The organism is Trichocoleus sp. Lan (assembly GCF_039961855.1).
Lineage (GTDB): Bacteria > Cyanobacteriota > Cyanobacteriia > Cyanobacteriales > FACHB-T130 > FACHB-T130.
In genome coordinates this window covers 24,387-50,849 of the sequence record NZ_JAMPKA010000038.1, presented here as the reverse complement: position 1 = coordinate 50,849, position 26,463 = coordinate 24,387, and the positions used below count along the sequence as shown (strand labels likewise).

Sequence of the window (26,463 nt, the reverse complement as noted above, 5' to 3'; positions counted from 1 at the left end):
AATCAAAACCAAGCGACTGTCAATTGGCGCTTTTCTACAGTCGATGCTCGCACAAAGTTCAAGCGTCTCTATCCAACTCCTAGCCTGTCATAATCTCTATGGTTAACTACTAGGCCGGGATGGCACTAACACAAAGAGTTTGCAAATAAATTTCCGGATTAAAGCTAAAGTAAGCTTTAACTTACTGGTCAGCCTTTAAACCCGTTTAAACGGGTTTAAGCTATTAGCCCAAACTTTAGTTTAGGGCTGAAATCAGCGGCATTCAACTAAGCTGATGCTTTCTCAAATCGCTGGTTTACTGCATTCCAATTAACGACGTTCCACCAAGCATCTAAATAATCAGCACGCTTATTTTGGTATTTCAAATAGTAAGCGTGTTCCCAGACATCATTGCCCATAATCGGATACATTCCTTCCATCAACGGACTATCTTGATTCGCCGTACTCATCACTTGCAACTTACCATCCTTGCCGCGAACCAGCCAAGCCCAGCCGCTGCCAAAACGCTTGCTACCGGCTTCATTAAATTGCTTTTTGAAAGCGTCAAAACTGCCAAAGCTTTGATTAATCGCTTCGGCAATTCTTCCCGTCGGCGCTCCACCAGCATTGGGTGCCATGATTTCCCAAAACATCGTATGATTTACGTGACCGCCGCCGTTATTGCGTACTGTAGTACGAATATCTTCTGGCACGCTATTGATGTCACGAAGCAATTCTTCAGGACTCTTGCCTTTGAGTTGCGAGTATTTATTCACGGCTTCATTCAGGTTTTTGACGTAGGCGGCATGGTGTTTATCATGGTGAAACCGCATCGTCGCCTCATCAATATGGGGTTCCAGAGCATTGTAGGCATAAGGTAAAGGCGGCAGTGTAAAAGTATTTGCCGTTTGCCCCTGCTGTTGTGCTTGCGGTGTCTGCTGCTGTGCTTGCTGGTTTTCACTTTTTGGAGTTGTTTGAGCTGCACAAGCTGCGGGGAAAGCCCCAATGACGGCTGCTCCGGCAGTGCCACCTAGCAGAAACAGGAAATTTCGACGATAAAGAGCCATAATTCAATCAATTTCGGTAGAAAGTTGCGCTTTCATCAAAAATTACACCTGTCTAGCGGCATAAATACCTCTATCTCAAGGAGGTAATTTCGGGATGACGACAGGATTGCGTTAAGCGATCGCTCTGACAAAAAGCAGTAAAATTCTACTCTTACCCTATCCAATACCCGTCCAAAACTTTTAGAAATTAGATTGTAAGCCAACTCGTAAAGTTAAACCGGGGTGATAGATTCGATTTGCTTTCTCGTACCTTACATCAGCCAAATTTTCTAAATTCACTGTAATCCCAAAATTTTTAGTAATCGGAATCCGACCGCTCAAATCTAGATTTAAGAAAGACGGGGAAAAATCTTTGTTACTCTCGCCAGGATTATTAAAGAAAGCTCTCCGTGCCCCGCCGTGGTAACTTGCATATAGATTCAATTGCCATCCTCCACTCGCATAACCAATCCCGAATTGTCCTACTGAGTAAGGAATTAAACCTAGCTGTAATCCTTTCTCTAAGCCGGTCTCAATTCGCGCATCTGTATAAGTATAGTTAAGAAAAGTTGACCATTGCGGAGTCATTTGCCACCGTAATGCTGCCTCCAACCCATTTGTATTAACTAAACCAATATTCGCCCAGCGTCCTGATATAACTCCGAGGCGATTATCTAAACGGCTGCCGAAATAGGTAAACTGTCCTACCAAATTTTCTAAAAACTGGATATCGACTCCAGCCGTCCAAGAAGAGCCGGTTTCTGGATTTAGATCCGGGTTCGGCAACCAGTTATGAACCGTATCAAAAACATACAATTGATCTAATCCAGGATTGCGCTGCACTGAAGCCCAACTGCCCCGCACAGCCACCGTTGGAGTAACAGCCCACCGTCCCCCGACACTGGGATTCAAATAGCTCCCAAAGTCACTATTAAAATTTTGCCGCAGACCAAAATCTGCCTGTAATGAGTTACTTATTTTCCAAGTATTTAAGGCAAATATTGCTGTATGAAACCTATCTCTGTTTTCACTTTCGTTCAGGGTAAGCTGATTAGGGACTGTACTTAAAACATTCCCATTTAAGTAGCTATTTTGTACATCGAAGCCCCAAGTTAGAGTATTTCGAGGAGATGTTTGCCATTGATGCTCTACCCTAGCATTGAGAGCTTGGGAATTCAGAGTACCAGTCCGGTAGAAGATATTTTGAGTCGGACCATAAGTATTAAAGTAATCCTGATTGTAAGAAAGTGTCGTTCTCAGAACAGAATCTTCACCTTCTCCTAGCAAAGCCTTCCAAGATAACCCAATATTAAAAGCATCGTGGTCTAATCTGTCTCTTTGCAGAGGAAACCCGAAATAAAGTAACCCCCGACGACTGCTAATTTTAGAAGCATCTAAACTAAGAGTATTTCTCGAATTCAAATCTAGCGAGATCCCGCCAAAGTAGTTACTAGTTGCGGTATCTCCGTTAAATAGAAGACCTTCAGAATCTCGATTTGCTGCACCTTTAGGGACAGCATAACGATTATCTGCTTCGTACTCTTCATAGCCGAGATTAAATCTTAGATTGTCCGCAGAACCCCCGTAGCTAATCCGATAGTTGGACTGATTAAAAGAGCCATATTCAACTGAAGCATTGAGTTTAGGAACTTCTTGCCCTTGTTTGGTGATGATATTAACAACTCCTCCAAAAGCTTCCGAACCATATAAAGTAGAACTGGTGCCGCTAGATAATTCCACTTGTTCAATTGCTTCTACTGGAATACTATTAAGGTCGGTAGCACCATGATAAGTATTAATATTCGTGTTGATAGGTCTGCCATTGAGGAGAAAAACAGATTGATTAATCGAATGCCCTCGGTAGTAAGTACCTGTATGAATATCTGCCCCGAAACCGGCATCATTAATGGCAAATCCAGGAAGCCCTCTCAATACTTCTGCTGCACTATTAGCGCCTTGCTTCTGGATTTCTTCTTGATTAATTGTATAGACGGGCGTAGATGTTTCTGGAAAAATTTCTCTTTTCGCCGTTACGACTAATTCAATTTCTTCATTTGTTCCTACTTGAACTTCTGGCTCAGTTGCCAACTCGCTTGATTCAAATGCTTCAGGCGTTTCATCAGACTCGCTATCAGGCTCAGATGCTATGGAATCAGTAGTATTATCTAGGTTGAAAATAAGCGCGGAATCACTTTGATTAACTTCTCCGGGCGGAATCCCAGCCTTTCCAATTATGACTACCTGAATACTATTAGAATCCAAAGGAGTAACAGATACAGCAGTGATTGCATCAGTAGGGTTGTTTTGATAGAAACGATTTCCTTCGGGTAAGCTCAACTGAGCATTGATGATGTTAGCGGTAAAGATATCGTTGTTGCTGGATGTCAAAATTCGAGAAAGTGTACCACCCGTAGTTTCTAAAATTACCTGAATGCCGTTACTTGTTGGAATTAAACGAATGCTAGTGACTTGTGTAACTTCAGCTAGAACTGGATGGCAAACTAATACTGCTACAGCATTCGCTACCAAAAAGCTATTGAACAGTAAGTGTTTATTCATATATTTTTTTCAATAAAGTTTTAGTTAATAATCGTTTTAGCTAATTGCTTTGAGTTTTAGCGATCGCATGGATGATTCAAGGTAACAAATGATTAAGAAACCAGAAAATGACTTGACGAATGAAGCTCTTTAATTTCTTGTAGTAAACTTTGATATTGTTGTCGTTTCCCTTGTTGTAGATAGAGATCGGTGGCTTTCTCAAAATCTGCTCTCACTCCCTGCTTATCTCCCAGCGTGTAGTGAATGAGACAGCGACAGTGATAGGCATCGCCATCCTGAGGATTGAGTTCAATCGCTTGGCTAAAGTCTTCTATTGCTCCCGGATAATCTTGTAGTTGGGAGCGGACAAAACCCCGATTATAGTAAGCTAAAGCGAGGCTGGGGTCGATCTCAATTGCTTGGCTAAAGTCAGCGAGCGCTCCTTGCGTATCTCCGAGGGCAGCGCGGGCAAGACCTTGATTCGTGTAAGCTTGAGCATTATCGGGATTGAGCCGAATTGCTTGGTTTAAATCAGCGATCGCTTCAGGGTAATCTCCGCTCAATACCTCGTAAACTCCGCGCTTGAAGAAGTCCTCAGCGCTCATTTGATCTGTATCGGTACTCGCCGTTAGCGTGATTTGTAATGGCTGAGCTTGAGCCATCGACGGCGAATTCAGCAGTGCCATTACAATGCTGAAGATAATGCTGAAGATGACAATCTTGCGGGAAAGGCGACTCATAACATAGACGTTGAGAACATAGATGTTGAGAAAGCACTGCGTAACACCCGTCATTTAGTAGCTAATTGCTCACAGGCTTTGTTTGTGTAGCCACAAACAAAGCCTGCCTACGCAGGCTCAATGTCAGTAGATTTTGCTCTGACTGGGATGCAACCCCATTATTTTGAGTTGAGTCGTTGTTGCCGTCAAAAGACAAGCTGTCAAACTTGAACAAGAGTGCAAGTCTGGAGTGTAAGCTTATTCAGAGATTGCACAAGGCACAAAGTTCAGATGTATGGTTCCTCTACCTAACTACCGTCCCAAACAACTTTCTCTTGGCCCTTTAGAAGCGGAGATTTTAAATATCGTCTGGGAACTCGGCTCTGCCACCGTTAAGGATGTACACGATCGCATTCTGGCTGACCCAGACCGGGAGTTAGCTTATACTTCAGTAACAACGGTGCTGCGTCGCCTGACCCAAAAAGGTTGGCTAGCTTGCGATAAACAAGAACGAAGCTTTTGCTGGCAACCTTTGGTATCGCGGGAAGAAGCGCAAGTCATTAAAGCTCACGAACAGTTACACCAGTTTTTGGCAGTGGGGAACCCGGATGTCGTCGCCGCCTTTGCAGATAGCCTAGATAGCGCTAGCGTAGAGCAAATAGAAGCGATCGCGCTTCGTCTTCAATCCGCACGCAAAGCGAGAGAGGAGGGAAAATCATGCATCTAGCGATGATTCTGACGGCGTTAGGATTGGCGTGGTGTCTGAGATGCACAGGGTTAGAGCCATCAGGAACTTGGACGCAACGCTGGCAACGATCCTTTGGGTTATTTTTGTTTCCGCCGCTGCTATTGATCGTGACAGCGATCGCAGTTATTTGCATGGGTGCAGACGGAAAGATGGGAGGACTGCAAGCCGGATGGTTCAGTTACTCCTTCGCCTGGGGATTTTTAGGCGTTGCCGGAATTTTATGTCTAAAGCTGGCACATGAAGGATGGCGTTCGGTACAACAGACACGCACTTATCCCCAAATCGAGCTTGAAGGTAAATTGGGTCGCCTTCTCAATGCCAGCGTTCTATTTAGCGCCCAAATTGGTTTCTGGCAGCCTGAATTAGTCGTCAGTCAGGGATTGTTAGAAACCCTCGATCGAGATCATCTAGAAGCAGTTCTCGCCCACGAACAAGCGCATTACTATTATCGGGATACGTTTTGGTTTTTCTGGCTTGGCTGGGTGCGCCAGATAACCGCTTGGTTGCCGAATACAGAAGCTTTGTGGCAAGAACTTTTACTATTGCGGGAACTTCGTGCGGATCGATGGGCGGCGCAACAGGTAGATCCCTTGTTGTTAGCAGAATCTCTGCTATTGGTGGTGAGTGTCTCGCCAGTACAGTCTGAAAGTTTCTGTGCGGCGTTCAGTGCCGTTGCCCCTCGAAACCGTTTAGAGGAGAGAATCGAAGCGCTTCTGGCACCATCAGAGGAGTCAGCTTCACCCAGCTTATGGCTTTGGCATTGGATACTTTTAGGGTTTCTGCCGCTAGTAACCGTGCCGTTTCACACTTAAATTTTGGCGTTGCACAATCAGGATAATTTCCTTTCAAATTTCGCGCAAAGACGCAAAGTTTTTGTTAGCGTCTTTGCACCTTTGCGCGAGATTATCATTAACCGAGGACGGAATTACTTAAGAAAACCACTCCAATCGAGCAGATAACCAAACCGGCAAATCGCTGCCAGGATAAAGGTTGAGTGGCAGATTTCCGGCTCACTGCATTGCCAAGCAGCATGGCAACCAAGGCAACGCCATATTGAATGAAAGTGAAACCCAGAAGGTAAGCAACAAGCGGCGTCATACCAGCACCGACGATTGCCTCGCCATAAGCATAGCCGTGAAATAAACCAGCAAGCGCTCCCAGCGCCAGAATAACCAGCCAGTTTGGTTTGTTTGGCGTTAGCAGCAGCGCCCCGAAGACAATCACGGAACCGGCGATCGCTATCTCAGCTGCCGGTAAATCTAGATTGAGTAAATGAATCCCAGTTCCCGCCAGTGCTGCCAATACAAACCCGGCTGGGATGAACGCGCCCCGCACTTGCCCAACCGCCAGTAATCCAATCGCCACCACAAACGCAAAATGATCCAGTCCAATCAAGGGGTGGGCTAGCCCTGAAAAGAACCCTTCAAAGAAATTAGACGGCGTCTTGCCACCCATTGGATGGTGAGCGATCGCCCGCTGGGCACATAGGAAAGTGCTAATTAAAACCAAAAATACAATTACCGTTCGGCTTTGCATCAGATTTAAGAAAGCAAAGCGTCTATCTTTAGACATATTCTGTACCTCGCAGATTTCGCAAATCAATTTCTCTCGGCGGGTATTCTGGCTGAGAGACCAAAACGACGGATCTCATTACAGCTGCGGGACAGCGACGGTTTTACACCGAACTTTCCCCGTTACCTCTGGTGGCTGCTCCCCACCAGAACCGATTGAGTAGGGCAATCATATCACTTCAGTGCTGGCATTTTAAAAAGTATGGGTAAAATGAACCTCAACTCAAACAGATGACTCCAAGAGCCGCTTTATTTGAGGAGGAATCGGAAAAATGTGCGTTAATTGTCTGCTGGGTTCGGCTTTAATGTTCTTTACACCCAGCGTTTCCGAAGTACCATCCAACCCGACGAATCAAATTGCATTACCTCAAGAAACTCAAATAGCGATCGCTACTTGAGTGCTACTAAAATTAGCTGAGGATTTCCTTTAGCTCGTGCTGGTTCCAAAGCGAACGGTAAAGTCCAGGTTGTTGCAAAAGTTCGGCATGAGTCCCAGACTGCACAATTTGACCTCGATCCATCACAAAAATGCGATCGGCAGTTGCAGCCGCAGACAATTGGTGAGAGATAAAAATAACCGTTTTGCGCTGGATGCCTTCCGAAAGATTATTCAAAATGGCTGTGGCAGTTTGATTATCAACGCTGGAGAGAGCATCATCCAAAATCAGAATCGGGGAATCCATCAGCAAAGCACGGGCGAGAGCAGTTCGCTGTCGCTGTCCCCCTGAGAGGGTGATGCCGCGCTCTCCGACAATGGTTTCGTATTGCTGGGGAAAATTGAGAATTTCCGGGTGAATTTGCGCTTGCTTGGCAGCATTAATAATCTCTGTCTGTTCGCTCAGAGGATTGCCGTAGCGAATATTGTTTTTGATGGTGGTACTAAACAGAAAGCTGTCTTGCGGGACATAAGCGATCGCTCCGCGCAAATCGGGCAATTTGATCTGCGTAATATCATTGCCATCTACGAACAAACTATCGCTTGGAATATCCACTAATCGCGGCAAGGCATTGGCAAGTGTCGATTTTCCTGAGCCAATTGGTCCCACAATCGCCACGGTTTCCCCTGGTTCAATCGTAAAGCTAACATTCTTCAGCGCGGGCGTTTCGGCTCCCGGAAACGTATAACTGAGTTGACGCGCTGTTAATTTACCGCTTACTTTTTCAACGGGTAATGCGAGTGCATTCGGAGAATCTTTAATTTTGGCTTCTGCCATCAGAATCGACTCAATGCGGTCGATACTCACCTCACCTCGTTGGTAAGCAGTAATCGTAAAACCTAGTAAGGCGGTCGGGAAAACTAATCGTTCAGTATAGAGAATCAACGCCAGAAAATCGCCAATTGTGATCGCACCCGCCACAATTGATCGTGCTCCAACCCATAGCAATATCAGTAAGCTGATAAAAGCCATGCCTTGAATGATTGGAAACAAGACATTTCTGGTCTTTGCTAATTGGATATTGGCTTGCAACAGGCGATTATTTAACCGGGAGAAGGCACGGCGTTCGTTCTCCTCCTGAGCGTAGATTTTAATCAGACCAATCCCGCTCATATCCTCTTGAATCAACTCGCTGATGCTAGAGAGTTCCTCTTGCAACACCAGCTGTTCGTTCCGTAGGCGATCGCTAAATAGCTGCACAGCGATCAGCATAAACGGATAGACTGCGATCGCTAGCAGACTCAGCTTCAAATTAATCGATAGCATCACCGGCAATGTCAGTCCGTAGGCAAAAACTGTATTCGCCAAACTCAATACGGCAAATCCCAGCAGACGCCGGATATTATCCACATCGCTAGTCGCCCGGTTAATCAAATCTCCAGCAGTGTTGCTCGCAAAATAAGACGGTTCCAGGGTGAGTAGATGCTGAAAAATCTTTTGTTTCAGGTCAAATTCTACTTGTCGCCCGACTCCAAACAGCAAGATGCGCGAAGCCATCCGCACTACCCACATTGCCGAAGCCAGAATCAGGATTAGCGCTACATACTTCCAGATTTGAGCGAAGTCGAACGCTTGGCGGAGTTCGTCAACGCTATCTCGAATCAGCAAAGGGATATAAACGCCCACTGCATTCACAACAAACAGCGCGATAACGCCTAAGGTAGCCTGTCGCCAGTGGGGACGCAGATAAGCACCCAATTTTTGCAGCCGAGAGTGAGCCATTCTGTGAGGACTGAGGATTAAAAACTGAGAAAAGGCAACAGACAAAAAACTTTCTTGCAACCTGCAAGAAGCTTTCGCCTAACATCCAATCCCAAACCATCGTAGACGAATTGGCGCTTGTGCTGCTTCTATAAAACGAGGGGTGTCAACCAGCCGCGTAAGAAGTAGTAGATGAAAGTGAGATATTCTTCTACCACTCGCGTTGTCGTGACTAGCGCTTCCACGGTGGGAACAAAATCCGTGACGGTGATGCGTCGGGCAGGCGTTGCCCCACTTTGAAAGGTAAAGAAATCTGTAGCTCTGGGAATGACCGTGACGCCCAAATTGGCAAACGTAAGGTTGGCACGGCGAATATTTAAGCCGGAGGCAACGAGAATAATCCGGCGCGATCGAATACCGCGCTGCCTCAAGATTTCCTCAACCCTGACGGCACTGGTGCGGAGATCAACCCCACGCGGTTCAATCACAATTCGGTTGCGGGGTACACCCATCCTGACCAGCAGCGCCGCGACATCGTTAGCCTCGTTAACACTATCTTGATTTCCTGTCAGCTCCGCTCTAGGTCCTGCACTGACAATCACTAAGGGGTCATTACCGCTCCGTAGCTGTTCTTGATACAGCTGAGCAGAGTATAGAATACGATCGCCCGTATCAGTTAATTGAATCTGCGTCCGGTAGGGAAGATTGGGTTGTGTCGTCCCTCGCCCCAGCACCACAATCGCCCCCACAATTTGAGATCCGGTCGGCGTAATATCAGCCGGACATTGAGTTTGACAAATCAGTTGCCGTCGTTGCTCCAGTTGAATCGCCTCCACTTCCGCTTGCTGAGCCAGCCAGTAGGCAACGATTGGCAAACTAGACAACAGCAAAACGAAGAAGGCTATCCTAAGTTGGTTCCAGGCTACGCCTGTTAGCGCATTCTTTTTCACTCCACCAATGGCGAACAACAAAAGCATAATCGACAACCCCAACGGTTTGAGCGGAAACGAAAGAATGTTCCAGGCACTCGATACCAACCTTTCATTGGGGTTGTAAAACGCCATCACCATGATGACAAACAACAGCAGCCCGCCCAACCAAGCGAGATATTGTTTGGGAATCCATCGCACTAACAAAAAATAGACTAAGGTGCCAATCAGCAGCCACAGCAGAACCCGCGTTAGTAGTAAAAACATAGTAGGTAATTGGTAATGGGTAATTGGTAATGGGTAATTGGTAACGACTATTCACCAGCGATTACCGACTGCCTCTTATTGACGTTTCAATTTTGCCCGAATCGCCTCGGTTACGGTTTGAATTACCTTAACACGGGCATAGTATTTATCATTCGCAGCAACAATTGTCCAGGGAGCGTTAGGAGTGTTCGTCCGCTGAATTGCTTGATTGACTGCCACTTCATAGAAAGCCCAATTGTCCCGATTTCGCCAATCTTCGGCGGTGAGTTTGTATTCTTTAAAGGGGTCATTCTGACGCGATATGAATCGCTGATACTGTTCTTCAGGACTAATATGCAGCCAGAACTTGACCAAAACGTAGCCTGCATTCGTCAGTTGGCTCTCAAACTCATTGATTTCCTGGTAGGCTCTGCGCCATTCCAGTTCTGTGGCAAAACCTTCAACACGCTCTACTAACACTCGCCCGTACCAGCTGCGGTCATCAATGCCAATTGTCCCTGCTGTTGGCAACCACCGCCAGAACCGCCAGAGGTAGTGATGCGCTTTCTCTTCATCCGTAGGTGCTGCGAAGGGATGAACGGCATAACTGCGGGGGTCGAGGACATCGGTTAAGCGTTTGATGGCTCCTCCTTTCCCAGCCGCATCCCAACCTTCAAACAGCACCAAGACGGGCACTTGATGTTTGTGAATCTTCATCTGAAGCTTCAGCAGTTCTACTTGGGCATCGCGTAACTGCTTTTTGTACTCATCCCTGGAGAGAGCAAGATTGAGATCGACTTGCGCTAAGAGATCCGGCTCTGCTGGGTTGAGGTGTTTTTGAGGGGGTACAGGGGTGATAGGCGTCCGAATGTGAAGTCGGTCGAGGGCTTCTGTAAGAGTGGCAGCGAATTGGGTGAGGACTTTGACCTGCGCCCAGCGTTGGCAGTTGCCCTCCACTAATGTCCAGGGGGCGGAGCCAGTGCTGGTTTGGACGAGCATTTCTTCGGCATAATCTACATATTTACCGTAGTGTTTCTCTTGTTTCCAGTCTTCCGGACGCACTCGCCAAGCGTCTAACGGATCTTTGGCATATTCTTTGAGTCGGTGCTTTAATTCTTTGCGGCTTAGATGAATCCAGAATTTAGCGATCGCATTTCCATCATCCACCAGTTGGCGCTCAAAGGCGTTTATCTGGGCCATCACGCTTGGGATTTTTGAGTCCTCGATTCGTGCAAACAGCCGGTCTTCTAAAACATGGGTGTACCAGCTATGATAAAAAATCCCAATACTGCCCTTTACTGGCAGTCTCCGCCAGAAGCGCCACAAAAAAGGGTATTGTTGCTCTTCCTGGTTGGGAGGCCAAATCGGGTGAACCGTAAACCCTCGCGGGTCCATGTAATTGACCATTTTCTTGACTAAAGCACCTTTCCCCGCTGCCGCCCAACCTTCCAGCACGACAATCATGGGTAGCTTTTTGTCCCAGCAAGCCTTTTGAAGCGATCGCACCTGACGCATTAGCGTCTCAATCTGAGAATCATAGATATTTTTATCGAGGCAAAGATTCAAGTCCAGCGTATCTAGCATGATGTTGACTAGAAAAGAGCAGTACCTTTAACTATCTCCTAGTCTTGCACTTGTTGCGCTGACTATTCAGTAACAATCTGCAAATGTCAAAGCTTAGACATAAAAATACAGGAGCCAAAAACAAGAAGACAAAAGCGCTTTTTCTTCTTGTTTTCGGCTCCAGGCACTAGATAGTTTGAAAAGAATCGGTAATTGGTAAATTACATCCCGTTACCAACTACCCATCTGATTATTTTGCTTCAAATGCTCCGATATCGCAAACACCACCTTGCGGTCTGGCAACACCTCGTTGATCCGTTGCCAAGCAAGTCGCGTTATTTCCTGTATTAATCGCTGGACTCCCTGCTAATAAGGGTAGAGTCTGAGTCAAACCACCAGTCGCAGAAAGTGCACCTAGCATTGGTTCAACAATCGTGATGCCAACCGCGCAGTTTTTGTCAGTGGGATCGTTTGGGTTTTTGGCGGGAAATTGGATATTGTTGCCGCCATTAGTCATTTCGTCAGAACAATTCTGCTTAATATTCCAGGTATTCCCGCCATTATCCGCTTTATTGTTAGCGATAATTGTATTTTTCAGGGTTATATCTGGACTGCTGCCAAAAATACCAGCCCCCATAAACCCAGCATAATTGTTAGCAATCGTGACATTATTGATGGTCATCTTGCCACTGGTTCTCATGATTGCGCCGCCTAGACCCCCCTTGGCATCTGGAGTCACAGCACGATTCCCTGAAAAAGTAGTATTAGAAACTTCTGCGCTTACGTCATTTCCCGTCCACAGTCCCCCGCCCTGATTCGCAGAAATGTTGCCAGAGAAGGTAGTGTTCCTCACTATAAAAATAGTGCTGTTTGTTCCGGCAGTGTAATTAGGGGCAGTTGTGGTGCCACCGACCACGAAAATAGCACCGCCAAATCCTTTGTCGCCAGTGCCCGTAACGCTATTTCCAGAGAAGGTGTTATTTTCGATTGTCGTCGTATTGTTGTTATAAAGTTGATTAAAAAAAGCCCCACCTTGATTGGTGGCAATATTGTTTGTGAAGGTGTTGTTCCGGAGAATAATTTTACCTAAATTACCATTCGCACCATCATTATAAATGGCACCACCCGCCCCCCCAGGAGCCACAATTCCAGCGGTATTTCCCGTGAAAGTGCTATTCGTTACGGTTAAGTCGCTGAGCAAGTCATAGATTGCTCCGCCAAGGCTAGCTTGGTTTCCGGTAAAAGTGCTTTTATCTACAACAATTGTACTTTCACTTTTACTATAGATGGCACCGCCTCCGGCCTCTCCAGGCTTCGTGGATTTGTTGTTGTTAAAGGTACAGTTAAGTACCACTAACTTACCTCTGTAGCCGCTATAAACGCCGCCACCATTTTCGGTACTAAAGCCATTCGCAATAGTGAGATTTCTTAGGGTCAATTGAACGAGGCTATCAGTGGAAAAAATCCGATTAGTTCCATTTCCGCTGAGAGTTACTACACTTCGTCCGTCGATTACTGTATTCGCGGAAAGTACCTTTTCTTTCACTACAATCGTATGCGGACTAGAACCACAATTAAAGGTTACAGTCCCCCCGCCTACTAAAGCAGTATCTAAAGCAGCTTCAGTACAACTTGCAGCGGTTCCGTTCCCGACAGTTCCAGCCGCCTCAGCTTTTTGATGTGAGGAAATCGTTAAGGCAACACAGAAAGCGAGAGTTAAGAAATAGAGTGGTTGTTTCATACCAAAAACCTCATTATTCAATATTAGAAGAGATTTATTGTTTGCAATTGCATGACCAAATGAGCTTACTTATTTTTGGGCGTAGAATACTGTGCAATTGCAAAAAAAGTTGGAGGTGAGAAAAGTTAGAAGCTGAGCTAACAACCCAGATATTTGACAGACTCAATATTTGTTGGTTCCCTAACAAATCCGGCAGTCTCAGATCGAGGAATAAGTTGTAATCTGAAATAGAGTCTTTACCGAAAATAGGAATTTTAATCCTCCGCGAATATACGTAGTTTTAACTTTGTAAAATTGTCTTACAACAAGCCTTGTTAAATACTTCTTTGTTATAGCTGTCAATCCGGAAACCTTTTCAATGTTCAGTAAATTTACACAGGTTTTATAGTATTAAACCATTGCCAAAGTACAAATATGTTTTTATTTAAAAATAGAAATCATGGTTAACCGTAGAATTAGCTATTAATTCGTACTTCTGCGTACACAATAAAAGTACTTTTATCCCTATATTTACACAAATAGAGTTTAATAAAATTCGCTTTTAGAAATATTTTATTTATTTATTAATGAAGCCTGTTTGAGATCCTGATAGTTCTATCAATCCTGGTAATGAGGAGCAGGATAAATCATGACCCCAATGGGTTAACACCAGATGAAATCAGCTTTTGAAAGTTCTGGCGTATTGCTTAGCTTACTTGCCGTTGCACCAGCGATCGCTGTGAAACCGGCACAGGCAGAAACGATTGTTCCAGCTCAAGACGGTACGGGCACAATTGCCGCTCCTGAAGGCAATACAATCAATATCGGCGGAGGAAAACTGTCTGGTGATGGAGCAAACCTTTTCCACAGCTTTGAGCAATTTAACCTCAATGCAGACCAAATCGCTAACTTTATTTCTAATCCCAAAATTGAAAATATTTTAGGCAGAGTAGTGGGTGGAGATCCCTCTACCATTGATGGCTTAATTAAAGTCAGCGGAGGAAATTCTAATTTATACCTGATGAATCCATCGGGGATTATATTTGGTGCCAATGCCAGATTGGATGTGCCGGGAAGCTTTACCGCAACCAGTGCTACAGGGATTGGTTTTGGCTCTAATTCTTTTAATGCTAGCGGCGATAATAATTACGCAACCTTAACGGGAATGCCCAGCAGTTATTCGTTTAATACTGCTCAACCGAGTGCTATTGTCAACTCTGGAGAACTAGCAGTTAAAGAAGGGCAAAATCTTACCTTGCTGGGTGGCACTGTTGTTAGCCAGGGAACGCTGTCAGCACCAGGAGGTAAACTGATTGTGGCAGCAGTACCAGGACAGAATACCGTACGGATTAGTCAACCCGGTCAATTGCTAAGTTTAGAAATTCAACCCATTTCTTCTGATGCTAGTCAGCCTTCAACCGGAACAGTTTCCTCTCTACCCCAACTACTAACGGGTAGTAAAGCGGGAAATGCTACGGGACTCACCACAAATAGCAAAGGAGAGGTAGAACTAACAGGTTCTGGTATCAAAGTAGAAGCGGGGGATGTGGTAGTCCGTCAGCTCAATGCGGGAACAGCTACACTTTCAGCCAACCATAATTTGACCCTGGTTGAAAGCCAAATACAGACATCTGGGGATATGAATTTGCTGGCAAAAGATACCGTGCGAGTGCGGGATAGCGTCGCGACTCCTTTTGTGGCAAAGGCGGGAGGGAATCTCACCGTTCAAGGCAATCAAGCGGTTGATATTTTAGCGCTGAATCATCCAGAAACACCCTTTCAAAGTGGCGGCAACCTCAGTTTAATCAGCGATGGAGTGATTTCTGGAGATGCTCACTATTCAGCAGGGGGTAATTTCTCAATTCTCAACTTATCGGGAGCAGGTGGCAAGTTTCAAAGTATCTATGACCCCATCATTACTTCCGATGGCGATGTCATGCTTGATTCTTATACGGGCGCTTCCCTGAAGATAATCGCAGCCGGAAAAATTACGATTAGCGGAGATATCGTCATTAATGCGATCGATCCAGAGGTAGACCCTAATAGTCGTGCCTTGATTTTACAAGCAGGTGCCGCTGGGACAACTGATAACGTACCCTTCGCCGAACCCTTTCCGGGTGCCTCTCCGGAATATTTTGACGATGCAGGCGCAAATCCCTCCTACACAACCTTTGTGAAATCTCCTACCTCAGCCGGAACGATTACAGTTGCAGGAACCATTAAATCTGATGATTTATTGGGACCAGCGGAACCTTTAAATGTTACCTTGTCGGCACCGGGTGATATTAATGTTCAAACCATTCAGTCGTCTGGTGGAAATATAAGTATTAGCAGCACCAGCGGTTCTATTAATGCCGCCGATCCAGTTAATCAAGTTTACAATTTAGACTCTCGCAATCGCCCTGGTAATGCAGGTGCAATTACCCTCAGCGCCCCATCGGGAAATATTACAACCGGAGATATCTTTTCCTCTTCTGATAACTTTGGCACGGCTGCTTCTGGGACTGGCGGCGCGATCGCAATTAGCGCCGGAGGCAATATCAAGACTGAAACCATAGATTCCAGTTCTAAGTGCAATTCTTGCTCTTCCTCTGGCAATGGCGGTGACATCACGCTGATTGCTGGTAATGATATCGCCGCCAAAATCATTGATGCTCAGAGTCTTGGCAGTGGCACTGGCGGTAATGTAACTATCGCGGCGGGACAGAATCTCACCGTTGATAATAAGTTTGTTACTTTTACTTACAATAACCCCAGCATTAACACGACCGGAACGGGCGGGGGTGGAGCCATTAATATCAACCATCACGGGGGAGTCCCAGTCCCTGCGACTCCATTTGTCGTTGGAGATCCCACAACGAACGGAACTGCCCAAGCCATCACCACGGGCACTTCGACAATTTCGCCCCCCGAATCTTTCCCCGGTGGAACTGTTCAGGGCAATATTACGATCAATACCACTCCTCCACCGCCAATTCCCGCGCCAATTCCTGCACCAAGTCCTGCACCAACTCCCGTGCCAAGTCCTGCGCCAACTCCTACCCCCATACCCAGTTCAAATCCCCAACCGGAACCTGGGAACCAACCCAAGACAGAAATTGTGACAGACTTTCAAGGAAATACACTCTCACCTGTACCAGTAGCGGGTGCAGAAAATCAAAGACCGATTTTGTGTACGGTAGAGAGTCTCGAAGATGAAAAGCTGCCAATTTTACACAGGTTGCCTCGCTGTCAAGAACGCCGCGATCGCCGCAATCAACCACCGGCAAGCTCTAAAACCCTGTTTGTTCCCCGACAACAAAGCGATCGCGCGATCCCTCAAAAGTAATCAATGTCGCTAAAGCGCTGGGTTGTAAGCTCAGCCGCAAAAATCTCTAAGATATAATTTTGAATCGCACAGAAATGGGGATGCTTCCGCGTTTCTGTGCGATTTTCCGACGAAAGAGGTATGCGATCGCTAGTTTGGTGAAGGAAAGTATTTATAAGGAACACAAGCTCTCTTACCGAGGACAACGCATTGCCCTCAGTTAGCTATCCTTATAAAGCACTGATTCAAAGTTTGAGAAGGTATTGAACGTGTCGCAAGTCAAACCAACCATTCTGGTGACGGGTGGAGCTGGATATATTGGAACCCATGCCGTACTGGCGCTGATCAAGGCAGGCTATGGGGTAGTGGTATTAGATAACCTGGTGTACGGACATCGGGAATTGGTGGAAAATGTACTCAAAGTAGAACTGGTAGTGGGAGATATGAGCGATCGCGCTCTCCTCGACCAACTCTTTGCCACTCGCAACATTGCGGCAGTTATGCACTTTGCCGCCTATATTGCGGTGGGAGAGTCCGTCACCGATCCCGCCAAATACTACCAGAACAACGTCGTTGGCACTTTGACACTGCTAGAAGCAATGGTGGCAGCAAACGTGAAGAAATTTGTCTTTTCTTCCACTTGCGCCATCTACGGGATGCCCCAGGAAGTTCCCATGACCGAACACCATCCCCAAAATCCCCTCAGTCCTTACGCGACGAGTAAGTGGATGGTAGAGAAAATTCTGGCAGATTTTGATATTGCCTACGATTTAAAGTCCGTGGCGTTCCGCTATTTCAATGCTTCTGGTGCGAATCCCGATGGCTTACTCGGTGAGGATCACGAGCCAGAAACGCACCTGATTCCCCTGGTACTTCAGACAGCTTTGGGCAAACGGGAATCTATCTTCATTCTCGGCACCGATTACCCGACCCCAGATGGCACCGGAATTCGGGACTACATCCACGTCAGCGACTTGGCAGATGCTCACGTTTTAGGGCTAGAGTATCTCCTGCAAGGGGGAACGAGCGATGTCTTTAACTTAGGCAATGGCAATGGTTTCTCAGTCAGAGAAGTGATTGAGACAGCCAAGGCGGTCACGGGGCGGGAGATCAAAGCAGTAGAACGCGATCGCCGTGCCGGGGACGCCCCTATTTTAGTCGGCAGCAGCGATAAAGCAAAAAAAATCCTCGGTTGGTGTCCGCAATACGCAGACCTGAGTAAAATCGTTGCTGACGCTTGGCAATGGCATCAGCATCGTCATGGATAATTCTGGAGTGGAAGTTAGATTAGGTCGTTTAGAATCGATTGTTGAACAAATTGCAGAGGCAGTACTTGCCAGCGCTGACACAATTGACCGTCTTGGCGAACGAGTAGATGCTCTTACAATTCAAGTTCAACAACAGGGAAATCTTAGGGAGGCAGTAATTGCTACTAATGAGACAATTAACCGCCTTGCTGACCGAGTGGATGCCCTGACAATTCAAGTACAAGAACAGGGGCATCAAGTCCAACAGCAGCACTATCAAATTTTTGCCTTAAGCGATGCGGTGCAAACCTTGGCAGAAACCCAAGATGATTCTCTTGTTCGGTTGATGCAGCTAACAGAAGCTTTACAACGCCTTGTGGATGCCATTGAAGCAACCGAAGAGACCGAATCTTAATCTCGGTCTCTGGTTTGCCATCGTATCCCGATTGGCTGTCAATCCTAGGGAAATAAAGTGGAAGTACCCATCAACTCATCAGGAGAGTTTTCATGCACTTTCTTCGTCGGTACGCTGTCATCCTTCCCGTGACTGCCGCCGTCAGTTTCTCGATCGTCAGTTGCACCGAAAGCAAAATCACTCAGTGTCAAAAGATTTTCAAGATTACCAATGAAACGGTGAATGAAACCAAAACCGTGACCAATGGAGGTCAGAATAGCTCTCCAGAAGCGCTAGCTAAAACAGCCGAGATTTGGGATAAATCAGCTCAAAAAATGACAAATATTAGCGTCAACGATCCAAAGCTTAAAAAGTTTCAAGCTGATTTTATTAGAATGTATCGAGAGAGTAGTAAGGCAACTCGCGAATATGTTTCAGCTCTCAAAAAAAGGGATTTTCCCGCAGTTGACGCTGGATTTAAAAAATTGCAGAAATCCTATAATCCAGAAAAAAATTTAGTAAACGGGATAAACAGTTACTGTGGAAGTTAACCAAAAGCTGCCTGCGATTTCCACTCGCTCTCTAAAGCTCAAAAAAGTAGTAGAAGAGAAGAATCAGGCTATTTTTCTAAGCTAAGTTCTAGGAAGTCTATTTTTAATTCCCTGTAATCCAGTGTCAGGCGTGCAAAAGGGCGGTAATGCACTTAGAGTCTACAGCGATCGCTCTTGAGCTAGCGATCGCTGGCTGAGGAGTGAGTAAAATTTACACTCAGCCCTTAAGTACGCGCAACTGTGAAGTCAGCTTTGTCATTAAAGTATGCCCTCGTCCATGAATGGTTGACCCCCGAAGCTACTGGCGGGTCAGAACTTGTTGTCCAGGAGATCCTCAAGCACATTGATGCCGACCTCTATGCCCTAATAGACTTTGAATCCACCAATCCCGAAAGTTATCTCTTCAATCGCCCCATTGGCACCACATTCCTGCAACACTTCCCGAAAGCCCGCAGTGGCGTCCAAAAATATCTCCCTCTATTGCCGCTAGCAATTGAACAGCTAGACTTACGTGACTATGACGTCATTCTCTCCTCTGCCCACGCTGTCGCCAAAGGAGTCCTCACCAGCCCACAACAACTGCATATCTGCTACTGCCATACGCCCATGCGCTACGCCTGGGATTTAACTTTTGATTATCTAGACAGTAGCCGACTAGGACGGGGTCTCCCAGGCATCCTGACGCGGTATCTCCTTCATCAACTGCGTCAGTGGGATGTACTCTCCGCAAACCGCGTTGATTATTTCATCGCCAACTCCCAACACACCGCACGTCGCATCTGGCGCTGCTATCGGCGGCAAGCAGAAGTCATTTATCCACCCGTCAATGTTGAGCGATTTTCCTTTCAGCCCCAAAAAGAAGATTTTTACCTCACCGTTTCCCGGCTGGTGAGTTACAAGCAAGTATCTTTAATTGTCCGATCTTTTAACCAACTGGGACGCCCGCTTGTGGTGATTGGCACGGGGCCGGAACTTGACGAAATGCGCCAGCTAGCGAAACCCAATGTAAAAGTGCTAGGGTCACAACCAGATGATGTTGTTGAGCAGTATATGGCTCAAGCAAAAGCATTTGTATATGCAGCCTGTGAAGACTTTGGCATGGCGTTGGTAGAAGCCCAAGCTTGTGGCACTCCTGCGATCGCCTATGGTGCTGGTGGGGCATTAGAAACCGTTCTGGATATTCGGGAACACCCGACACAGGGAACTGGCTTATTTTTTCCAGCCCAAACAGAAGCGGCTTTGATAGAAGCGGTAAAAACCTTTGAAGCATCGCAAGGATTATTTAATCCGGAGATTGCTAGAGTCCGCGCTTCTCAGTTCGCCCCTCAAACTTTCCAGAAGCGCTATCTAGCCTTTCTAGAGAGCTGTTATCAAGAATTTCAGTCATCCTCAGCCATTCGTCCCTAATCATCAGTCATGCTCTTTAGCCGGTTGCTAAAAACTCATGACTAATGACCAATGACCCATGACTAATGACCAAATTCTACTTTCTGGGACTCCATTAGCTGTCTTCAGGCGTCTTGTGGCTTTATGATCGGGACTGTGTGGTGTGAAGTGAAGGAGTAAGATGACTGCCGAAAGCCAACTTATCTCCGGCAAGATGTTGTGGGCGTTCGTGAAGCGAGGTTTTCAACCACTCGCGCCGACAGGTAGGCCCAGAGGTTTGAGCAAACAGCGAGACCTCCCCCTACAGCGTCTAGACCGAGATTTCGCTAAGCGATGTTTTGATGTTCTGTTTTCACTGTCGGTTTTGATTTTGTTTTCTCCCGTTTACCTGTTGTTGGCCTTGCTGATTGCTCTGAGCACACGAGGTCCAATTTTTTATGTCCAGGAACGAATCGGGAAAAATCATCAGCCTTTTGGTTGTCTCAAATTCAGAACGATGGTGCCAAATGCAGACGAAGTGTTGCTGCAAATGATGGCAACCTCACCTCATCTGCGTCAGGAATTCGAGGATAATTTCAAACTCAAAGACGACCCTCGAATTACATGGATTGGTAAATTCCTACGGGTAACTAGCCTGGATGAGTTTCCCCAATTCTGGAACGTTCTTAAAGGGGACATGAGCGTTGTCGGGCCAAGACCTCTCGTTGCCGAGGAGTTGTCAAAATACGGACATCACATTGACAAAGTGCTGACGATTCGACCTGGAATCACCGGATTATGGCAAGTTTCTGGGCGCAATGACATCCCTTATCCGCGCCGAGTCCAGATAGATGTCTATTACGTCAATGCCAGGAATTTCTGGCTGGATTTGTGGCTAGTTGTAAAAACAATTGGCGTTGTCGTTTCCCCCAAAGACAATGGTGCCTACTGAAACATAGCTAATGTTCGGCAATCTATAACTCAAGTCAAGTTCTTTGAACAACGGCTCCTACAGCTTTCCTCCTTGTGTAGAGAGAGCTGTAGTATTTTGTCGTTCATCGTTTGATGAGTTAGTACAGCGCTGGGAGTTACGCTTGCCTCTACAGCAGGTAAACTCTTCATGTCTAATTTCAGAGTTTAGATAAATTGGTTGTTGTAATGGCGATTAATTAATTTGTGTCGCTCAGAATTTATGCAACAGGTATTGTAGGTACTCTTGCAAGAAGCTTTTCCCCTCTTCTTTGCTCAACATTTAGTCCACCGTCGAAATACGTAAGTCTTATTGCCGAGGCTTAGAAGAATCTACGTATATTCCTGATGTTGCGCCAGAGATTTTGCGTTAACGTAAGGAGTGAATTAAGGATTTCCTCTACTTACAGAGGGATTTTTCATAAATTTGGGTGCAAGTGACTCTTGCTGCAATGTTAGCGAGAGAAAGCTTACAGGATAATTACCAGTTACTGTTAAGACGATTGTTTCGTCACAGGCTATAGGGAATACTAAGTATGACGCAACGCAAGCGAGCGCTAATTACGGGCATTACGGGACAAGACGGTTCTTACTTGAGCGAATTTTTGCTTGAGCAAGGCTATGAGGTTCACGGGATCATTCGCCGGACTTCTACATTTAATACAGACCGAATCGATTATATGTATGAAGACCCTCACAAAGAGGGGGTGCGGTTGTTTCTGCACTATGGCGATTTAACCGATGGCACAACTCTACGCCGGATTTTAGAACAAGTCCAGCCGGTAGAAATTTATAATTTAGGTGCCCAATCCCACGTCCGCGTTAGTTTTGACTCGCCGGAATACACCGTTGATGCGGTTGGGATGGGGACGCTACGCCTTTTGGAAGCGATTCGGGACTACCAACAACGTACTGGCATTGAGGTACGGTTTTATCAGGCGGGTTCTTCTGAGATGTTTGGTAAGGTACAAGAAGTGCCTCAGAAGGAAACCACACCGTTTTATCCTCGCAGTCCTTATGCTTGTGCGAAGCTTTACGCTCACTGGCAAACGGTGAATTACCGAGAATCCTACGGGCTGTTTGCGTGTAACGGGATACTTTTTAACCATGAAAGTCCGCGGCGAGGAGAGACGTTTGTAACGCGCAAGATTACCAGAGCGATCGCTCGCATTGTTGCCGGGAAGCAGAAAAAAATCTACCTGGGCAATCTCGATTCCAAGCGGGATTGGGGCTATGCAAAAGACTATGTAAGAGCAATGTGGCTGATGCTACAGCAACAGGAAGCGGATGATTACGTTGTAGCCACAGGAGAAACTTACTCCATTCGTCAATTCCTGGATATTGCCTTTGAACACGTCAATCTAGATTGGAAAGACTACGTAGAGTTTGACGAACGCTATTTGCGCCCAGCGGAAGTAGATTTACTGATTGGCGATCCCACGAAGGCGCATCAAAAGCTGGGTTGGAAACCATCGGTTACTTTTGAAGAATTAGTTCGCTTGATGGTAGAAGCGGATATGCAAGCTTTGGGCTTGAATTGTCCGAATGGCAATGGTTCGCACTCCCCTCTGGATCTTGCCACGATTCGCCAGAATGTAGGTAGTATGCACGATTAAGTCGTTTTGACTTGTAGGGGCAAGAACGATCCCCGCGCCCTACTGAGTGATGAGTGATGAGTTTTTCATTAACTCATCACTCATCAATTTTTGGAGATATCCTGAATCCAGTGGAGGATGGCAAGAGATATGGCTACTTTAGATTTAAGCGATAAACGGATTCTCGTCACTGGCGGAGCTGGTTTTTTGGGGCGTCAGGTCGTAGATCGGTTGTGTAAAGCCGGAGCCGATCAAAACAAGATTACGATACCGCGATCGCGCGAGTACGATCTCCGCTCTTTAGAACACTGTCAACGCGCCGTTGAGCAGCAGGATGTCGTGATTCACCTCGCCGCTCACGTCGGTGGCATCGGTCTGAATCTGGTAAAACCCGCTGAATTATTCTACGACAACCTGATGATGGGCACTCAACTGATTCATGCTGCCTATCAAGCAGGAGTTCAAAAATTTGTTTGTGTAGGGACTATCTGCGCTTATCCCAAGTTCACGCCAGTACCATTCAAAGAAGATGACCTCTGGAATGGCTATCCGGAAGAAACTAACGCCCCCTATGGCGTTGCGAAGAAAGCTTTACTGGTGCAACTCCAATCCTACCGGCAGCAGTACGGCTTTAACGGCATTTACCTGTTACCAGTGAACTTGTATGGGCCGGAAGATAACTTCGATCCCAAGAGTTCCCACGTAATCCCCGCCTTAATTCGCAAAGTCCACGAAGCTCAAGCTAGAGGCGATAAGCAGCTACCTGTATGGGGCGACGGGAGTCCCACTCGCGAGTTTCTCTACTCTACAGATGCTGCTTTGGGTATCGTCATGGGTACCCAGGACTACAATGGCGCAGAACCCGTCAATTTGGGAACGGGTTATGAAATTTCTATTAAGGATTTGGTAGAACTGATTTGCGAACTGATGGGCTATCAGGGCGAAATTATCTGGGAAACCGATAAGCCGAACGGTCAACCGCGCCGCTGTTTAGATACAGAACGGGCGAAGCAAGAGTTTGGCTTCACTGCCCAAGTGGACTTCAAGCAAGGGCTGAAGAACACAATCGATTGGTATCGGCAACACGCTGAGTAAGCGTGAAAAACTCGCCAGTGTAAAGAACCCGTTTTGCCGAACAAAACGGGTTTCTGCGTTGTCAGGAGCGAAAGTAGCGGTCGCGATCGCAAAACAAGTCCGCAAGATATCGAGTCCAAGGATGGACGATAGCCTCCCCTCGCCACAAACCTTAAGTGATAAGACTTGTGAACAAAGTCAATCATCAACTGGATAAACAGCAATTGAGGCGATCGCTTCTCAAAACACGGCAATTGATGCCGGTGGAGGAATGGAGAGAAAAGAGCGATCGCATCTGTACCCACCTGGAATCTTCCCACCTATTTACCCAATCCAAAACGGTCTTAGCTTATTTCAGTTTTCGACAAGAACCTGACCTTAGCCCTCTCATTAGCGCTCGTCGCCAATGGGGATTTCCTCGCTGTGTTGGTGATCGTCTTATTTGGCATCTCTGGAAACCTGGAGACTCCCTACAAAAAGGTGCCTATGGTATTCTTGAACCGCACCCAGATAGCCCTGTTTTACACTCAACAGAGGTAGATTTAATTCTTGTGCCATCTGTAGCTTGTGATGTGCGGGGATATCGTTTAGGTTATGGTGGTGGTTATTACGATCGCTTGCTCAATTCATCTGAATGGGCAACCAAATTAACTATCGGCATTGTCTTTGACTTTGCTTTTTCCCTAGAGTTGCCAATTGATAGCTGGGATAAATCTTTGCAGGGCATCTGTACAGAAACGGGGTTGAGGATGATGCGATGAAATCTCAATTTCTCAATTTTTATTTTTTAATTTCCGCGCAGAGGACATTGTCCTCTGCGCTCCAACCACCTACTTAGAACAAGCATTTGGTTAGACCAATACACTTACTATAATATGACTTAATTAGATTAAAAGCAAGATTTTTTCCAAGAATAAACATCATAAATTATTAATAATAATAGAAATAATTATTTATTTTTTATTGACTGATTCCAATTAAAGAAAACAGCTATTGTCGCCCAATGATAAATTCCAAAACTCAAAAAACAAACGTGATATATCGCCTTTTTACAACTCAAAACTCAAAAGTTAAAACTTTTTGGATGTATGGGTTCCTGGGAGCGATCGCGCTAGTGATGCTTTTTCCTCTACTTTGGCTCATCAGTACTTCCTTAAAATCTCCCACTGAAAATATCTTTCAGTTCCCACCCCAGATAGTGCCACAAGAGCCGACATTCCAGAACTTCATCACCGTTTGGCAAACCAATCCCTTTGGTCAGTATTTGTTCAACAGTACCCTGGTGGCAGTGCTGACAGTGGGCTTAAATCTGCTATTCTGCTCGCTTGCCGCTTACCCCTTGGCACGGCTGGATTTTCGGGGGCGGGACATGGTTTTTGCGGCTGTCGTCTCCACGATTATGATTCCGTTCCAAATCGTGATGATTCCCCTGTACATCTTGACCGTACAGCTAGGTTTGAGAAATACCTATTTGGGTGTTATTTTGCCAAGCATCGCCTCTGCCTTCGGGATTTTCTTGCTGCGGCAAGCATTTCAGGGCGTGCCCAAAGAACTAGAAGAAGCGGCTCGGATGGATGGCTGCTCGGAGCTAGGCTTGTGGTGGCACGTCATGCTTCCAGCAATTCGCCCAGCACTGGTAACGCTGGCAATTTTTGTCTTTATCGGTTCTTGGAGTGACTTTCTCTGGCCCTTAATTGTCCTCGACCGACCCGAATATTACACCCTCCCCTTAGGTGTCGCTACCCTTGCCGGGGCATTATCCCTGGATTGGCGACTGGTAGCAGCGGGTTCTGTCATTTCCATTACTCCAGTGCTGCTTGTCTTCCTCTTTTTGCAACGATATATTGTGCCGACAGATGCAGGGAGCGGCGTCAAAGGTTAATGGTGCTTCAGATCAAGGCGATCGCGCAAAGATTTATCAAAGCACCCTATCCAACCAGAAATTTCCCTTAGAAACAGAGCGGTGCCACTGTTAGCTTTATTTTCAGTTCCAAGAGTCCTGAATTCAACCCGAAAGCGATCGCGCACGAGAGATTTAAGTGGATTCACCTCGATTTAAGTCATGCAATCAGGTGATGGAAACTCACCCAATCGGGTGAACTTTGTGGGAACAACCTGGCTGTTTGCGAAATTTCAATGACTCAGATGGATGTTTCAGAAGTACCTAATTTAAATTCTTGCAGCGATTTCCTTCAGGAGCAGTCACTCTCTATGATTCACCACATTTCTCTCCCCGCTGAAAATCCCCTTCACGTCGCCAATGTCTTTGCAGAGATATGGAATGGGAAGGTTGCCCCATTCCCACCAAATCCAGGCAGTTATATCGTTATTGCTGGCGATGAGTACGGGACGATGATTGAGATTTATCCGGTTGGTACCGAAATGATACCTGGTGAAGGTTACGAGCAGGCAGCATTCATTCAAAACGTTTTGTACTCACCGTTTACAGCTACCCATGCTGCCATATCTGTACCGACGAGCCAAGAACAGATTGAGAAGATTGCCACCCGTGAAGGCTGGCGCGTGCTGCGCTGTAACCGGGACTCGTTTTTTGATGTGATCGAGTTGTGGATTGAGAACAAGCTATTGATTGAACTGCTACCCCCGGAGATTGCCCCTCAATACGTAGCATTTATGCAGCCACAAAACTTGGAGAAGTTGTTCTTTGCCACTGCTAGCGCAGCGTGAAACGTGGATTAGACAGGCTGGGCGTTTCCTACTCTGCCTAATTAGACAAAGTTGATTCGCTCGTTAATCTTTCAAA

General features: G+C 46.3%; 24 protein-coding genes and 1 riboswitch. Of the genes, 15 read left to right on the top strand and 9 right to left on the bottom strand.

Translation table 11 applies throughout. The features are described 5' to 3' along the window. Nucleotides 1-266: 266 nt before the first annotated feature. The 3 genes from NDA03_RS24670 to NDA03_RS24660 form a co-directional block, all read right to left on the bottom strand. Nucleotides 267-1,046, bottom strand: a complete 780-nt coding sequence (locus NDA03_RS24670) for a superoxide dismutase (protein WP_190535444.1) — start codon at nt 1,044-1,046, stop codon at nt 267-269. 180 nt (nt 1,047-1,226) lie between these two features. Further along, entirely contained in the window at nt 1,227-3,584 is a 2,358-nt protein-coding gene (locus tag NDA03_RS24665; RefSeq protein ID WP_348239436.1) for a TonB-dependent receptor, read from the bottom strand. Nucleotides 3,585-3,676: 92 nt separating this feature from the next. Further along, nucleotides 3,677-4,357 carry a tetratricopeptide repeat protein gene (locus NDA03_RS24660; protein WP_348239435.1) on the bottom strand — a complete coding sequence of 227 codons (681 nt, stop codon included), beginning with the start codon at nt 4,355-4,357 and terminating at the stop codon, nt 3,677-3,679. Nucleotides 4,358-4,577: 220 nt separating this feature from the next. Here NDA03_RS24660 and NDA03_RS24655 point away from each other — a divergent pair, with 220 nt between their 5' ends. Together NDA03_RS24655 and NDA03_RS24650 are read left to right on the top strand one after the other, a co-directional pair. After that, nucleotides 4,578-5,009, top strand: coding sequence for a BlaI/MecI/CopY family transcriptional regulator (locus NDA03_RS24655; RefSeq protein ID WP_190410694.1), 432 nt, complete (start codon nt 4,578-4,580; stop codon nt 5,007-5,009). Further along, on the top strand, nt 5,000-5,842 hold the full coding sequence (locus NDA03_RS24650; RefSeq protein ID WP_348239434.1) for a M56 family metallopeptidase: 843 nt from the start codon (nt 5,000-5,002) through the stop codon (nt 5,840-5,842). The genes NDA03_RS24655 and NDA03_RS24650 overlap by 10 nt, the downstream gene beginning before the upstream one ends. Nucleotides 5,843-5,939: 97 nt before the next feature. Here NDA03_RS24650 and NDA03_RS24645 read toward each other — a convergent pair whose 3' ends face one another. After that, nucleotides 5,940-6,602: a HupE/UreJ family protein gene (locus tag NDA03_RS24645; protein ID WP_348239433.1), complete on the bottom strand. Its 663-nt coding sequence runs from the start codon at nt 6,600-6,602 to the stop codon at nt 5,940-5,942. Nucleotides 6,603-6,622: 20 nt separating this feature from the next. Next, nucleotides 6,623-6,773, bottom strand: a riboswitch (cobalamin riboswitch). Nucleotides 6,774-6,873: 100 nt separating this feature from the next. Between NDA03_RS24645 and NDA03_RS24640 the strand changes: the two genes are divergently transcribed. Beyond that, nucleotides 6,874-6,999 carry a hypothetical protein gene (locus NDA03_RS24640; RefSeq protein ID WP_277879644.1) on the top strand — a complete coding sequence of 42 codons (126 nt, stop codon included), beginning with the start codon at nt 6,874-6,876 and terminating at the stop codon, nt 6,997-6,999. 12 nt (nt 7,000-7,011) lie between these two features. Here NDA03_RS24640 and NDA03_RS24635 read toward each other — a convergent pair whose 3' ends face one another. The 4 genes from NDA03_RS24635 to NDA03_RS24620 form a co-directional block, all read right to left on the bottom strand. Further along, a complete protein-coding gene (locus NDA03_RS24635) occupies nt 7,012-8,760 on the bottom strand; it encodes an ABC transporter ATP-binding protein (RefSeq protein WP_190530465.1) in 1,749 nt (582 codons plus the stop codon). Nucleotides 8,761-8,888: 128 nt separating this feature from the next. Next, nucleotides 8,889-9,935: a YdcF family protein gene (locus NDA03_RS24630; protein WP_190410690.1), complete on the bottom strand. Its 1,047-nt coding sequence runs from the start codon at nt 9,933-9,935 to the stop codon at nt 8,889-8,891. Between the two features lie 75 nt (nt 9,936-10,010). Continuing rightward, a complete protein-coding gene (gene pap / locus NDA03_RS24625) occupies nt 10,011-11,498 on the bottom strand; it encodes a polyphosphate:AMP phosphotransferase (protein ID WP_348239432.1) in 1,488 nt (495 codons plus the stop codon). Between the two features lie 229 nt (nt 11,499-11,727). Further along, nucleotides 11,728-13,218 carry a choice-of-anchor Q domain-containing protein gene (locus NDA03_RS24620; protein ID WP_348239431.1) on the bottom strand — a complete coding sequence of 497 codons (1,491 nt, stop codon included), beginning with the start codon at nt 13,216-13,218 and terminating at the stop codon, nt 11,728-11,730. Nucleotides 13,219-13,870: 652 nt separating this feature from the next. Between NDA03_RS24620 and NDA03_RS24615 the strand changes: the two genes are divergently transcribed. The 4 genes from NDA03_RS24615 to NDA03_RS24600 are packed head-to-tail and all read left to right on the top strand — an operon-like array spanning nt 13,871 to nt 18,166. Next, nucleotides 13,871-16,525 carry a filamentous hemagglutinin N-terminal domain-containing protein gene (locus NDA03_RS24615; protein ID WP_348239430.1) on the top strand — a complete coding sequence of 885 codons (2,655 nt, stop codon included), beginning with the start codon at nt 13,871-13,873 and terminating at the stop codon, nt 16,523-16,525. A 59-nt stretch (nt 16,526-16,584) separates the two neighbouring features. Further along, a complete protein-coding gene (locus NDA03_RS24610) occupies nt 16,585-16,728 on the top strand; it encodes a hypothetical protein (RefSeq protein WP_190410686.1) in 144 nt (47 codons plus the stop codon). A 45-nt stretch (nt 16,729-16,773) separates the two neighbouring features. After that, on the top strand, nt 16,774-17,772 hold the full coding sequence (gene galE / locus NDA03_RS24605; RefSeq protein WP_190410685.1) for a UDP-glucose 4-epimerase GalE: 999 nt from the start codon (nt 16,774-16,776) through the stop codon (nt 17,770-17,772). Further along, nucleotides 17,765-18,166 carry a hypothetical protein gene (locus NDA03_RS24600; protein WP_190410684.1) on the top strand — a complete coding sequence of 134 codons (402 nt, stop codon included), beginning with the start codon at nt 17,765-17,767 and terminating at the stop codon, nt 18,164-18,166. The genes galE and NDA03_RS24600 overlap by 8 nt, the downstream gene beginning before the upstream one ends. 44 nt (nt 18,167-18,210) lie before the next feature. Here the strand turns inward: NDA03_RS24600 and NDA03_RS24595 are convergent, their stop codons facing one another. Then, complete coding sequence (locus tag NDA03_RS24595) at nt 18,211-18,357, bottom strand: hypothetical protein (RefSeq protein WP_190410683.1); 147 nt, start codon at nt 18,355-18,357, stop codon at nt 18,211-18,213. A gap of 27 nt (nt 18,358-18,384) precedes the next feature. Here NDA03_RS24595 and NDA03_RS24590 point away from each other — a divergent pair, with 27 nt between their 5' ends. The 8 genes from NDA03_RS24590 to NDA03_RS24555 all read left to right on the top strand — a co-directional run bounded on the left by NDA03_RS24590 (nt 18,385) and on the right by NDA03_RS24555 (nt 26,387). After that, nucleotides 18,385-18,696: a hypothetical protein gene (locus NDA03_RS24590; RefSeq protein WP_190432809.1), complete on the top strand. Its 312-nt coding sequence runs from the start codon at nt 18,385-18,387 to the stop codon at nt 18,694-18,696. Between the two features lie 240 nt (nt 18,697-18,936). Continuing rightward, the gene (locus NDA03_RS24585; protein ID WP_348239429.1) at nt 18,937-20,103 is read left to right on the top strand and encodes a glycosyltransferase; all 1,167 of its coding nucleotides are present in this window, start codon (nt 18,937-18,939) and stop codon (nt 20,101-20,103) included. Nucleotides 20,104-20,263: 160 nt separating this feature from the next. Next, on the top strand, nt 20,264-21,013 hold the full coding sequence (locus NDA03_RS24580; protein WP_190530365.1) for a sugar transferase: 750 nt from the start codon (nt 20,264-20,266) through the stop codon (nt 21,011-21,013). Between the two features lie 553 nt (nt 21,014-21,566). Beyond that, nucleotides 21,567-22,646 (top strand): GDP-mannose 4,6-dehydratase, encoded by a 1,080-nt coding sequence (gmd, locus tag NDA03_RS24575; RefSeq protein WP_190410680.1) that lies wholly within the window; start codon nt 21,567-21,569, stop codon nt 22,644-22,646. Nucleotides 22,647-22,775: 129 nt separating this feature from the next. Next, entirely contained in the window at nt 22,776-23,720 is a 945-nt protein-coding gene (locus NDA03_RS24570) for a GDP-L-fucose synthase (protein ID WP_190410679.1), read from the top strand. A 167-nt stretch (nt 23,721-23,887) separates the two neighbouring features. Beyond that, nucleotides 23,888-24,460, top strand: coding sequence for a 5-formyltetrahydrofolate cyclo-ligase (locus tag NDA03_RS24565; protein ID WP_348239428.1), 573 nt, complete (start codon nt 23,888-23,890; stop codon nt 24,458-24,460). 323 nt (nt 24,461-24,783) lie between these two features. After that, nucleotides 24,784-25,581 carry a carbohydrate ABC transporter permease gene (locus NDA03_RS24560; protein ID WP_242030340.1) on the top strand — a complete coding sequence of 266 codons (798 nt, stop codon included), beginning with the start codon at nt 24,784-24,786 and terminating at the stop codon, nt 25,579-25,581. A 329-nt stretch (nt 25,582-25,910) separates the two neighbouring features. Continuing rightward, complete coding sequence (locus NDA03_RS24555; protein ID WP_190535420.1) at nt 25,911-26,387, top strand: hypothetical protein; 477 nt, start codon at nt 25,911-25,913, stop codon at nt 26,385-26,387. Nucleotides 26,388-26,463 lie beyond the last annotated feature (76 nt).